This is a genomic window from Neobacillus novalis NBRC 102450, assembly GCF_001591805.1.
Classification (GTDB): domain Bacteria; phylum Bacillota; class Bacilli; order Bacillales; family Cytobacillaceae; genus Neobacillus; species Neobacillus novalis.
This window is the reverse complement of the sequence record NZ_BCVP01000036.1, coordinates 1-13,114: the sequence shown is the minus strand read 5'-3', so window position 1 is coordinate 13,114 and position 13,114 is coordinate 1. Positions and strand designations below refer to the sequence as shown.

Sequence of the window (13,114 nt, the reverse complement as noted above, 5' to 3'; positions counted from 1 at the left end):
CGAAAAAGCCAGGCGGCAGCCTGGCTCAGGTAACATTCCCCTCTACTATCTGGGATGGGGGCCTTTTTTATTGAAGATTCCGATTATTGTGCCCAAAGCCCGGCTTTGTTTGCCTTAAACGGTCACAATTAATTTCCACATCGCCCGTGAGCATGGAAAAACGCCAAAGCCGGGCACTCTGAGACGTTTATAGTGCCCGCAAACGGGGATCACAAAAAAGATTTACAAGTGCCAGCCCCCATTAAACCCGACACCTATTTTTCCTACAAAAACACAAACTTACTCCCCAAAATAAGCCTCCAACATCCATTTGTGCTTTTCTAAGGAAGTGCGAATCGCAATGAACATATCGGCGGTCGGCTGATCATCGTTGTCTTCGGCGGCTGTTATTCCCTTTGTAAGCTCGGTGCAAATCGTGTTAAAATCATCAGCCAAAGTTTGCACCATCTCACTAGCACTCTCGCCGCCGGCGGCCTCCTCGATGGAAGCTATCTCCAATTGCTCCTTAAGTGTTGCCGAAGGCGTTGCGCCTACCGCAAGCATGCGTTCAGCGATTGTATCCAGATGTAAGGCCGTTTCCTCATACAATTCTTCAAATTTAATATGCAGACTGAAGAAATTCTCCCCTTTTACATACCAATGAAAATTATGCGTCTTCATAAATAGGACGGAGAAATTTGCTACCTGCTTGTTAAGTGTCTCTGATATTACATCCTTTTTTTCCTTAGTTTTTACCATTTTTACATACCTCCATTGATGAATTAAGTTGATACCTATTCTATACCCGCCGCTCAATCGGTTGAAACCTTCTAATCATTTTTCAAAAAGAGGTTTCAAAAAAAGCTGAAGTGGGTAATAAGACCTTTATATGGATTTGCAGATTCAAATGGGATGATACCGGTATGGAGTTATGGTAGAATTAGGGATAATCTACTGTGAACTATACCGGGGGGCGATCAATATAAAAGGAATTAATTACAGCATCCACGCGAAGATCATTACCGGCTATTTAACCATTTTAATCTGCTTAGTTCTCTCGCTGCTCATCGTGATTAACAGGATGTCAGTTTTGCAGAAAGAGATAGACTATGTATCCGAACACGATATTGAGGTCCACGATCTCGCGAATCAGATTCAAAAAAATGTCCTCGACATGGAAACCGGGATGAGAGGGTATGTGATAACGGGAAATGACGGGTATCTCGAGCCCTATAATCTAGCGGGCCGCAGCTGGCTCGACAACTACAATAAACTGCATTCGCTGTTAATCGATAACAGCAGGCAGCAGCGGAATTTGGAGGAGATGAAACCGCTGATTTTGAGCTGGGTAACCAATACCGGCGAATATGTCATCAATGCAAAAAAGGCAAATAACACTGCCGCTTTGGACAAGCATTTTTCGGAAAATACCGGAAAGAAAATAACCGATCAGCTGCGTACACAGTTGGATTCCTTTCTTGCTAATGAAAAGAAAATAACGACTGAACGGACGAAACTGCTCAATCAGAGCAATATGAATTTAAAAATAACCTTGTATACCATTATTCTTTTGGTGACGGTGATTACTATCGCAACAGCGATTATCCTGTCTAATTCCATTGTGAAGACAATTAAACAGGTTGTGAAAGCCATTATGAGTATCACAGATTCAGAGGTCGACCTGACGACAAGGATTAAAGTGAATACCCGTGATGAAACCCAGGAGCTGGCTGAGGCGATGAACAGGCTGCTGAGCAATCTCGAGAAACAGAGCTGGGTTCAGAAAAGCATGACTGATATCGCAACGATGTATCAAGGGATTACCGAGATTAAAGAATTGGCGCAAGCGTTTATCACAAAACTTGCTCCGTTACTGCACGCTACGTATGGTGTCGTTTATCTACGAAAGAGTGATGCGGGCGGGGGGACGTACTACGTCAAAGTGGCCGGCTATGCGCTAGCGGATGAGGAAAACGCCGCGGCTAGCTTTCGTTTAGGAGAAGGGTTAATCGGCCAAGCCGCCCTTGATAAACGAATATTTCTCACTGATAAGCTGCCGAAAGAGCATCTCAAGGTGACCAGCGGCTTAGGTGCTTCCTCACCACGTAATCTATTAATTGCTCCGATTTTGGTGGATGACAGGGTAGAAGCGGTCATCGAGTTTGCTGCACTGCAGCCATTTCGCGCACGGCATCTGACCTTACTGGACATGCTGCAGGACAAGTTTGGTTCGGCAATTACGAGTGTGGCGGGAAGGATGGAAGTGGAAAGGCTGCTTGGAGAATCGCAAATTTTAACCGAAGAACTTCAGGCACAATCAGAAGAGCTCCAAGCACAATCGGAAGAATTGCAAATGCAGCAGGAGCAGCTGCGGATTACCAATGAATTTTTGGAAGAAAAGAACAAATTTGCCGAACAACGAGCGGCAGAACTTAAAATAGCGAAGGATGAACTAGAAGATTATTCGCTGAAACTGAAGCTGAGTTCGCAATACAAAACCGATTTTCTGGCGAATATGTCGCATGAGCTGCGGACACCATTGAACAGCATTCTTATTCTCTCGCAAATGCTGATGGAGAATAACGCGGAAATGGATAGGTCAGAAGTGGAGGAATATGCCCGCGTCGTCCATACCTCTGGCGGAGATTTGCTGCGGCTGATTGATGATATTCTCGATTTATCAAAAGTGGAAGCGGGAAAAATTGAAATTTTAATAGATGAAGTCAACGTGACTGAGATTCCGCAGCTGTTGAAAAATACCTTCGACCCCGTTGCAGCTAAAAAGAATTTGACGTTTAACGTGTTGACCGATCCGGATGTCCCAGCGGTCATTTTGACGGATGGACAACGATTGCAGCAAATTTTGAAAAATCTTTTATCCAATGCCTTTAAATTTACGGAACAGGGCTCGGTTAAGGTACAGATCGCACTTGCCGATCGGGAAAAAGCGGCGGAATTGCTTGGTATCCAAACAGATGAATTGATACTCGCAATCTCCGTAACGGACACCGGAATCGGCATACCAAGTGATAAGCAGCAAATCATTTTCGATGCCTTTCAACAGGTGGACGGTACCACGAATCGGCAATATGGCGGGACGGGGCTGGGGTTATCGATTAGCCGCGAATTTACCCGCTTGCTTGGCGGCGCTATCGATGTTGAAAGCGAGCTCGATAAGGGAAGTACGTTTACCTTATATATTCCGAGCAAGCGTGAGCCTGCGTACCAGGGCCGTGATCTTCATCAGGCGCTTAAGGAAGTAGCGGCAACCCGGGACGGAACTACTCGGGAACAAGAAGGGACAACGGAAAAAGCAGAATGGCCAGCGAACGAACGAACTGTGGCAGTATGTTCGGGGACAAGAACCATGGCAGAATATTCGGATGGACACAGCGAAGTCACCTATTCGGATAAACGAACCGAAATCGGCTATTCCGGCGAATATACCGAGGCAGAGGATCTGGACGAATATACCGAGGCTGAAATGTCGGACAAACAGTTGTTTAAAGGAAAGAAAGTGCTCCTCGTAGAGGACGACGGCCGCAATATATATGCACTCGTTACCGCTCTCGAGAGCAGGGGTGTCATCGTTCAAGTAGCGAAAAACGGCAAGCGTGCCATCGAAATGCTGCAAGCATATGCTGATTATGACCTAATTTTTATGGATATCATGATGCCTGTGATGGGAGGCTATGAGGCGATGAAGGTCATTCGCCACGACCTTGGGCTGGAAACTCTGCCGATTATCGCCTTGACGGCCAAGGCAATGAAGGGCGAACGTGACAAGTGTTTGGAAGCAGGCGCTTCTGATTATATTATGAAGCCGTTAAATATCGACCAGCTCTTCTCGTTAATGCGGGTATGGCTGACAGAACAGGTGGAACAAGATTGAACAACAGACCGATCCCCCAATCGTCTGATTTATTCACAGAAACAGACGATACGGGGCTTAAAGAACTTCAGGAAATAGAAATCAATTTGCTGCTCGAGGGACTTTTTCAAAAGTATGGCTATGACTTCCGGAGCTACGTGCGTGCTTCCTTGAAAAGAAGGATATTGAATCGCATGAAGGCGGAGCGGCTTCCGTCCATTACGGCTCTATTGGAAAAAGTGCTCCACGAACAAGGGTTTTTGGAGCGATTATTGAATGATTTGTCAATCCGGATGACGGAAATGTTTCGCGATCCGAGTTTCTTTGCCGCCTTTCGTAACGAAGTGGTGCCGCTCTTAAGGGATCTTCCCGAGATTCGGATTTGGCATGCCGGCTGCGCAACAGGGGAGGAGGTCTATTCCATGGCCATCCTCATGTGTGAAGAGGGACTGGCGGAAAAGACCACGATTTATGCGACGGATATGAATGAAAAGGCCCTTATCGCTGCCCAAAAGGGAGCATTTCCGCTCAAGAAAATGCAGCAATATACGAAGAATTACTTGAAAGCCGGCGGAAAAAAGGCCTTTTCCGAGTACTATACAACAGACCATCAGTTTGCCTATTTTCATCCCAACTTGGGCGAAAACTTCATCTTCGCCCAGCATAATCTAGTGACGGACGGCTCATTTAATGAGTTCCATGTGATCCTCTGCCGAAATGTCTTGATCTATTTTGACGGCGAATTGCAGCAGCAAGTCCATAGCTTGATTCATGACAGCTTGGCCGACGGAGGATTCATTGGACTCGGAAGCAAAGAAACCCTCCTGTTTATGCCAAAAAGAATGAAATACGAAGAATTTCACCCACATGAAAAGATCTATAGAAAACTTTAGGTGTCAGGCACCACTTCCCAAAAAAAGGAAGTGATGCCGGGCGCCTTTTTATTTGGTTTCCAAAAACAGGAAGCTGGTGTCAGGCACCTTTTTCCAAAAATTAGTGGGTGAGTCCCCGTAGGGCGTTACCGCGTTAACGCACCATTGGGTCGACTCTAATGTTTTGATTAGTTGGATTAGCCTTCGTAAATAATGGGTATTTATCAATAAGGTGTCTGCCGGGAACGGATTGGAACGATAAAATGTTGGGGAGAACGATGCGATGAAAAAACGGAGGTATGAATTTGTCTTAGTCTTTTTGATGATTGCTCAAGGATATTTGGTATTTTTTATAGGGATTCCTTTCCTGTGGACAGTGCTGTCGCTGGGATTTTACATCGTCATTATCTTGTTTACCGTGTTTTCCTTAATGCTTGAAAATCGAACGGCCCAAAACACACTTTTATGGATTTATATTTTGCTGTTTTTACCGATAGTAGGCTATATCATCTATGTCTGTTCAGGCCAATTATTTTTAAAAGGTTACCTTTTTAAAAGTAAGCGCATTAAGGATCGCGAAGTATTCGAAACACTTAGCTGGAAAAAACAGACGGCAGATCTTTCGCAGTTTAATGATCACCAGCGCAATTTTGCTCACTATTTGGACCGGGTGACTACCACAACGGCGAATAGCAAGACGAAGACAAAAATTTTAAAAAACGGGGAAGAAACATTCCGAGAAATCAAAAGAGAGCTTAAGGAAGCAAAGAACTTTATCCATATGGAATATTATATCTTTCGCGATGACCGATTAGGCAGCGAGATAATCGAGATCTTAATCGAAAAGGTGCAAGAAGGAGTGGAAGTGCGCCTTATGTACGATGCGGTGGGAAGTCTTACACTTTCGGGCGCCGCTATTAAACGCATGAAGGATGCCGGGATCAAGGTCCATCCGTTTTTGCCGATAAAAAGTGCGTTTTTTAATCAAAAGTTTAACTTTCGAAATCATCGTAAAATCATTGTCATTGACGGTAAGGTAGGATTTGTCGGCGGTCTTAACATCGGGGACGAATACCTCGGTGAGGATGAGGCGATTGGATTTTGGTGTGATACACATGTTGTTCTGGAAGGCGAGGCTGTGCAAACATTGAATACCATTTTTCTATTAGATTGGAGGTATGTTTGCGGGGAAATGCTGGTAAAGGATGAACGCTACATGAAACCAATCCCTACAGCTGGAGATGGAATGGTTCATGTCGTCGCAACCGGACCCGAAACCGAACGGATGAGTGATCATTATTACGCGATGATCACATGTGCGACAAAATCGATTTGGATCGCGTCGCCGTACTTTGTACCCAATCAAGCGATTCGAACAGCGCTTAGAATTGCGGCCCATAAAGGAGTTCAAATTCGTATTATGCTGCCCGAAATTAATGACGGCTTTCTCACCCAATATGCCACACGATCGTATTTACCTGAACTTTTGCGGTCGGGGGTCGAAGTTTATGCCTACCAAAAAGGGTTCTTACATAAAAAAATTATTATCATCGATAGTGACCTTGCCACCATTGGGACAGCGAATATGGATATGCGTAGTTTTCGTCTCAACTTCGAAGTCAATTTATTTTTAACAGGGACCGACTCCATCCAAGACCTTGTTGCTCATTATCAAGAAGACCTCGACGATTGCCTGCGGATTCGCCCAGTTGAATTTTACAAAAGAGGAATGACCGAAAAGGCAAAGGAATCCTTTGCCCGGCTATTTTCCGGGGTTTTATAAAAATAATCTAAACGGGAGTTGGGGATTACATGCCGAAAACGAAAGCGTTTCGATGGGGATTCGGACTTTTGCTTATTTTCTTAATTATTTTAGTAGGGACGAAGATCAATTTTATTTTTCGGCCGCTCATTTTACTTATACAAACCCTCTTTTTTCCTTTTCTGCTTGCAGGGGTGTTATATTACTTGTTTCGCCCTTTGGTCAATTTCCTACAGTTGAAAAAGGTCCCCAGACCACTTTCGATTATCCTGATTTATGTAATGGCGGCAGTTTTGATTAGTTTATTGGTCTATTTTGTCGGACCGATTTTGCAGAAGCAAATCAATAGTTTAATTAACAGTACCCCCGCCTTTATGGAATCAATTCAGGCAAAAATATCGAAACTTCAACAGAATGAGTGGATTCATCGGTTACAGGAAAATAAAAATTTTGATTTTGAAAAGGGTACCGATCCTCTTTCCAAAAATATACCTTCAGGTCTGGCCATGATTGGAACAAATATTTTGAATTTTATTGGTGTGATGGTACGAACTATGACAGTCCTTGTGACTGTTCCATTTATTTTATTTTATATGTTAAAGGAAGGAGAAAAGGCGCCCCGACAAATTCTGCGTTTATTGCCAGCCATGCAGCAGGAAAACGGACGGAAAATATTAATCGATATGGATGAGGCACTCAGCTCCTATATCCAGGGTCAAATTTTCGTCAGTTTTTGCTTAGGGACGATGCTTTTTATCGGATATTTATTTATTGGTCTTGACTACTCCCTTATTGTGGCCATTTTTGCCATGTTTACAAATGTCATCCCGTTCCTCGGTCCAATCATTGCCATTATCCCTGCCTTGATTATTGCCCTTTTACATTCACCGATGATGGTCGTAAAAGTGCTCGTTGTGATGGTGGTTGTACAACAAATAGAAGCACATTTAATTTCGCCGCAGGTGATGGGAAGAAAGCTAGAGATTCATCCGCTCACGATTATCTCGGTGTTACTTGCGGCTGGAAGTATGGGAGGTATTCTCGGATTAATCTTAGCCGTTCCCGTTTATGCGGTCATGAAGGTAATTGTCCTTCATGCCTATCGATTATGGAAGCTTAGAAAGGAGCAATCAATAGAAGAAAAATTCATACAGGGGGAAAACAACCATGATGCGAAATCCTACGATGATGCCATTCTTTGAATGAAATGTCGATCCGGATGGTACCCTCTTTTCTGCAAAAAAAAAGAGGCTGCAGCTGTTTGCAGTCTCTTCTTCATATTGGTTTTATGCAGGTCGTTTTACATTTCTTAAAATGAGGCTTAAGATGAAAACTAAGACGATGGCGCCGATGAGTGCGGGAATGAAGTAAAATCCGCCAATCATTGGCCCCCAGCCGCCTAATAGGAAGGAACCTAGCCAAGCCCCGACAAACCCGGCGATAATATTTCCGATGATACCTCCTGGCACATCACGTCCAAGGATGAGTCCGGCTAGCCAGCCGATGATGCCTCCGATAATTAATGACCAAATAAATCCCATGAAAAATCTCTCCTCTCTATATTTGAAAATCAACTATGGTAAGTAAGTACCCGGCCCTTAGAAAAGATAAACCTAGAAAATAATATCACTTCCATTTGACCAATCTTTGTTCTCTTTCATGCTCTTCGCGAAACGATCTTGGGGAACTGTGTCTTCCATGTTTAAAAGCTCCTGCTCGTAATCCTTTAATTCCAATGACAGCTTGTGAAAACCTTCTTGTTCCCGATTATCAAGACATTTGTCAATTTCCTGTTTTAATAAGATGATTTTTGAAATGAGATCTGCTTGCCGTTTTTGGCTGGGATATTCCGCTGGTTTCGTTCCTTCCCGCCGATAATCACTAAGCTTCGTTAAGCGCAAACCGCATTTGCAGACCGTTTCGTGAAGATTTACCACAAAAAATTCCGCATTCCCACAATATTTACATAACAGTTTCTTCATACTAAACACCTCCATTAATAATCCCAGCGATTATTTTCTTATATACCCACGATAGATTCATTACTAACATGGTGCCTGACACCCGCTATTAAAAAGTGGGTTTTAATTTTTTAAAAAGAGGTTATATACCCAATAGAAAGTGAAACACATTAAGGAGGAATGAAAATGGAAAATGTAAAAGTAGTCGAAAATGGTGTCGAAGCAAAAAGGGAAATTGAACGTTTCGTCATGCAGGGGTTCACGAAGGATGAGATTTATTTATTGGCTCACGATGAAAAACGCTCTGAAGACCTAACGGATAACCTCGATATTAATGAAATCGGCGTCGGCGAACAAGGAGTGTTTGAGTCAATGGCCAACATCTTTCGGACCCGGGGAGATGAACTTCGCGCGAAGCTGGAATCCTTGGGAGTATCAAATGCGGAAGCCGAGCAGTATGAAAAAGAATTAGATCTAGGAAAAGTCGTAGTTGTCGCTTCAAAAGTGGACTAGGGTAGGAGATGGGACAGGCTCCGTGTCCCCGCTAAACCGCGGGACACGGAGCCTGTCCCTATGTCCCACTTTTTCAATTTTCCAAAAATAACCTAAAACGAAACTTTTCCGGTTTTCATCCGTCAAGTATGATAGAATAATCATTGTGTGTAAAAAGGAGGGAGCAGAATGATAAATGACTTTGGCCAGATAGCGCTGCTTGGCATCTTGTCGCATTTGCTGTTTATTGGGATTTCCTGGTGGGCGCTGCAGGCGCTGCGCTTAGATAAGCTGATAAAGGCAAACCACGTTTTTCAGGCGCGATTACTGTATATATTGTTAGCCATTTTCATTGGATCATCTGTTGGTAACTTTTTCCTGGATTACCTCCAATGGTCAAGGCAGCTGCCGATGCTGTTTAATTAGTCCGGCTCGACCTATACTGGTCGCCCTTGGGCACGGCGCTTCCGCTTTTTTATGTACATACAACTGGAAAAAATTTAGGTATTCTTACATGTTTCCTTTTGTCGATATTTTGAGTACAATCTTCTTTATGTGGAAAGCTAAGTATATCTTAAAATTGAAATTTGTCTAAAAGTGACGACATTTCCCAAGTATGCTGTTCTCCTTCCTGGTAACACTGGTAGTAAGGGGGAGTACGGTGATGAACAGAAATAGTAAGATTCTTTTATGCATGATTTCAATGATAAGTATTATCCTGGTTGTTATTGGGAATTGGACAATTGAAGCTAAGGGCGGCGCGAATGGCGTCGACGGTTTATTTTTTCAAAAAAGCAGTCATGACTTGACGAAAATCGGCAAAGTATTGCAAGCCGAGAATATTTTGCTCAAGGAATGGTCTTTTTATGCAAGAGAGCATGTAATCGGCATGAAAAGTGAGCAGGAAGTGAAGGAATACGCGGAAAAGCTTCAACAAGAGTTTCCCGATTGGGTTTGGTCAGAAACTAGCACCAGCCAAAAATGGGAAGTGACAGCAGTATCTCCAACAGCTAACCACCACAATGAAAAGCTTCAAATTATGGCAACCCACACAAAACAACCTGTCAATGCGTATATAGTATATAGTGTCAGTGGAAAAGAGTGGAATAAGTCGTCTGCGACCTTTTTCACAACCGAACAATTTAAAAATAGGCTTACCGACATATTTCGAGGAAAACCAACAGTTTTCTCTTGTATGAAAGGCATTGTCAATGATAAGATTGATACGGCTTTACCTATGACAGTAAGCAAATTGCTGTCTGGCTTTGATGCAACAGAAATCGAAGCGTTAAAAGAGGAGACTTTCATGTCTGTTTCGGCGACATCGCCTATGTTTACAGGCTTCATAGATAATCGAAAAAATAACATGAATTTACAAATTGGATTACGCTCCGAACGATTGGGCGCGCAGACTACCATCGTAGTTGGCACACCAATCATTACGATTGAATATTAATATAGAGAAAATGGACGCGGAGGGGAATACTCTTGGAAAAGATCATCGTCCGCGGCGGACAAAGGCTTCACGGAACGGTAAAAGTTGAAGGTGCAAAAAATGCCGTCCTGCCTGTTATCGCTGCAACATTATTAGCAAGTGATGGAAAAAGTGTAATTTGTGATGTACCTACACTCTCCGATGTATATACAATTAATGAAGTCTTACGCAACTTACATGCTGAAGTGGTGTTTGAAAACAATACAGTTGTAGTTGATGCATCCAGAGAGTTAAAAGATGAAGCGCCGTTCGAATATGTTCGAAAAATGCGCGCGTCTGTCCTTGTCATGGGATCGTTACTGGCACGTAATGGCCGAGCACGAGTTGCTCTCCCAGGCGGCTGTGCGATTGGATCCCGGCCTATTGATCAGCACCTAAAAGGCTTTGAAGCGATGGGTGCGAAGGTAAAGGTAGGAAATGGCTTTATCGATGCGGAGGTAGACGGCCGTTTAAAAGGAGCAAAAATTTACTTGGATTTCCCAAGTGTTGGTGCCACAGAAAACATTATGATGGCTGCGACCCTTGCACAGGGCACGACCATCATTGAAAACGTCGCAAAAGAACCAGAAATCGTTGATTTGGCAAACTTCCTGAATAAAATGGGCGCACGCGTTCGCGGCGCTGGCACTGGAACATTAAAGATTGAAGGCGTCGATGTATTATTTGGCGCAGAACATAATATTATTCCTGACCGAATCGAAGCAGGAACCTTCATGGTTGCCGCGGCGCTTACAGGCGGGAATGTATTGGTACAGGGCGCAGTTCCTGAGCACATTTCTTCCTTGATTGCTAAGATGGAGGAAATGGGTGTAACGATTATTGAGGAAGAGGATGGCGTTCGTGTCATCGGACCTGAGCGCTTGAAGGCTGTTGACATCAAAACGATGCCGCATCCAGGCTTCCCAACTGACATGCAATCGCAAATGATGGCATTACTGCTTCGTGCAGAGGGCACATCCATGATTACGGAGACGGTGTTCGAAAACCGTTTCATGCACGTCGAAGAATTCCGGCGGATGAATGCCGATATTAAAATTGAAGGCCGTTCCGTCATTTTAAATGGCTTATCGAACTTGCAGGGTGCGGAAGTTTCAGCAACCGACCTGCGGGCAGCAGCGGCGTTAATTTTAACCGGCTTGGTTTCAGAAGGCGTAACACGCGTAACCGAATTAAAACACTTAGACCGCGGCTACGTGAACTTCCACGGCAAGCTCGCAAGCTTAGGTGCCGACATCGAACGCGTAAAAGAAGAAGAAGAAACCTTTACCAAAGTCCAGAATTACGTATCAGATATGAACGCATAACAAACAAAATCAAAGCAACGGGACCTAGCGGAAGCTGGGTCCCGTTGTTTTTTGTTGTGTTTGTGTTGGTGGCAGATGGTGGTGTCAGGCAATGTTTTCCTTTTATTGGGATTTGGCGCCTGACACCTTTTTCCTTTTAATGGGATTTGGTGCCTGACACCATACTCATACTTTGAGAAAAAATCTGTAATAAATGCTTGTCCATCTCCATATGTTTTAATGAGATGCAGTCCGGAAGCAGGTGCCGGCTGTGAATTTTACAAACAAACTGGAGGCATTTTCATGAAAAAAATCAAACCACTCATCGTACTAGGATCGCTTCTCATTGCCCTGACCTTGATTATTCCCGCAGTCCTTGTATTACCGTTTTCGGGGGAACATCGTGCAAGCGGAAAACTGGGAGAGGATATAATCAAGAATACGGGCTCCCCGGCAAAAGAAACGCAGGCAGCCGTGTCTGCCGCAGACCCAGCGGTTGAAGTCGCCGTCTTTCGTTCCGCGAAATCGAAAATCGAAAATGTCCCATTAGAAGATTATCTTGTTGGTGTCGTGGCGGCTGAGATGCCAGTCGAGTTTAAGGAAGAAGCACTCAAAGCCCAGGCACTAACAGCGAGAACCTATATCGTAAAAAGACTATTAACGAAGGACACGCTGGGGGCGCCAAAGGGTTCCCAGGTTACGGATACGCCCATCCACCAAGCCTACAAGAGTGACGACCAATTGAAAAAGGATTGGGGGGCGAAGTACGACGAGAAGAGGAAGAAGATTTTAGATGCAGTCCGGGCAACAAGTGGGCAGGTTTTAACCTACAAGGGCGAGGTCATTACGGCAACATTTTTCTCGGCAAGCAACGGCTACACGGAAAACTCAGAAGATTACTGGTCAGGTACCTACCCCTATTTAAGAAGTGTTTCAAGTCCATGGGATAAAAGCTCGCCAAAGTTTAATTTTCAAAAAGTGCTTTCGATTAAAGATATTGAAACAAAGCTGGGCGTGAAAATTGGATCTGGTGGAACGATTGGGAAAGTTGTTGAAAAAACGACCGGAAAACGCGTGGGGAAGGTTGACTTCAATGGAAAGGTACTGACCGGAAAGGAGATCCGAGAAAAACTTGATTTGAGGTCGTCTGACTTTGCCTGGGAGCGCAAGGGGGACAATATTGTCATCACAACGAAGGGCTTCGGCCACGGCGTCGGTATGAGCCAATATGGCGCAAATGGGATGGCTGAAGAAGGCGCGGATTATAAGAAAATTGTGAAGCACTATTATCAAGGTGTCGAAATTACTTCAGCGGAGACAATGCTTGCGACGCTTACGGCACGGAAATAGTGGGAAGTTAACTGAGCCAGGCTTTTTTGTCTGGCTTTTTGCCTGGTTT

General features: G+C 44.1%; 12 protein-coding genes. 9 read left to right on the top strand and 3 right to left on the bottom strand.

Annotation, left to right across the window (positions count from 1 at the left end; all coding sequences use genetic code 11):
• Positions 1–279 precede the first annotated feature (279 nt).
• Positions 280–738: a Dps family protein gene (locus BANVL01_RS21490; RefSeq protein WP_066093775.1), complete on the bottom strand. Its 459-nt coding sequence runs from the start codon at positions 736–738 to the stop codon at positions 280–282.
• Between the two features lie 172 nt (positions 739–910).
• Here BANVL01_RS21490 and BANVL01_RS21485 point away from each other — a divergent pair, with 172 nt between their 5' ends.
• The 4 genes from BANVL01_RS21485 to BANVL01_RS21470 all read left to right on the top strand — a co-directional run bounded on the left by BANVL01_RS21485 (position 911) and on the right by BANVL01_RS21470 (position 7,686).
• Positions 911–3,871, top strand: a complete 2,961-nt coding sequence (locus BANVL01_RS21485) for a CHASE3 domain-containing protein (protein WP_066148062.1) — start codon at positions 911–913, stop codon at positions 3,869–3,871.
• An 11-nt stretch (positions 3,872–3,882) separates the two neighbouring features.
• On the top strand, positions 3,883–4,743 hold the full coding sequence (locus BANVL01_RS21480) for a CheR family methyltransferase (RefSeq protein ID WP_235845694.1): 861 nt from the start codon (positions 3,883–3,885) through the stop codon (positions 4,741–4,743).
• 262 nt (positions 4,744–5,005) lie between these two features.
• Complete coding sequence (cls, locus tag BANVL01_RS21475) at positions 5,006–6,505, top strand: cardiolipin synthase (RefSeq protein WP_066093771.1); 1,500 nt, start codon at positions 5,006–5,008, stop codon at positions 6,503–6,505.
• Positions 6,506–6,534: 29 nt separating this feature from the next.
• A complete protein-coding gene (locus BANVL01_RS21470) occupies positions 6,535–7,686 on the top strand; it encodes an AI-2E family transporter (protein WP_066093768.1) in 1,152 nt (383 codons plus the stop codon).
• Positions 7,687–7,770: 84 nt separating this feature from the next.
• Here BANVL01_RS21470 and BANVL01_RS21465 read toward each other — a convergent pair whose 3' ends face one another.
• Positions 7,771–8,025 (bottom strand): GlsB/YeaQ/YmgE family stress response membrane protein, encoded by a 255-nt coding sequence (locus BANVL01_RS21465; protein ID WP_066093765.1) that lies wholly within the window; start codon positions 8,023–8,025, stop codon positions 7,771–7,773.
• A gap of 72 nt (positions 8,026–8,097) precedes the next feature.
• Positions 8,098–8,466, bottom strand: coding sequence for an IDEAL domain-containing protein (locus BANVL01_RS21460; protein WP_066093762.1), 369 nt, complete (start codon positions 8,464–8,466; stop codon positions 8,098–8,100).
• 165 nt (positions 8,467–8,631) lie between these two features.
• Between BANVL01_RS21460 and BANVL01_RS21455 the strand changes: the two genes are divergently transcribed.
• From BANVL01_RS21455 to spoIID, 5 genes are all read left to right on the top strand, one after another.
• Positions 8,632–8,958 (top strand): YflT domain-containing protein, encoded by a 327-nt coding sequence (locus BANVL01_RS21455; protein WP_066093759.1) that lies wholly within the window; start codon positions 8,632–8,634, stop codon positions 8,956–8,958.
• Positions 8,959–9,126: 168 nt separating this feature from the next.
• A complete protein-coding gene (locus BANVL01_RS21450) occupies positions 9,127–9,363 on the top strand; it encodes a DUF1146 family protein (protein ID WP_066093756.1) in 237 nt (78 codons plus the stop codon).
• 238 nt (positions 9,364–9,601) lie between these two features.
• Positions 9,602–10,393 (top strand): YwmB family TATA-box binding protein, encoded by a 792-nt coding sequence (locus BANVL01_RS21445; protein WP_066093754.1) that lies wholly within the window; start codon positions 9,602–9,604, stop codon positions 10,391–10,393.
• 32 nt (positions 10,394–10,425) lie between these two features.
• Positions 10,426–11,736, top strand: a complete 1,311-nt coding sequence (murA, locus tag BANVL01_RS21440) for a UDP-N-acetylglucosamine 1-carboxyvinyltransferase (protein ID WP_066093751.1) — start codon at positions 10,426–10,428, stop codon at positions 11,734–11,736.
• Positions 11,737–12,018: 282 nt separating this feature from the next.
• The gene (gene spoIID, locus BANVL01_RS21435; RefSeq protein ID WP_066093748.1) at positions 12,019–13,065 is read left to right on the top strand and encodes a stage II sporulation protein D; all 1,047 of its coding nucleotides are present in this window, start codon (positions 12,019–12,021) and stop codon (positions 13,063–13,065) included.
• The last annotated feature ends 49 nt before the right edge of the window (positions 13,066–13,114 follow it).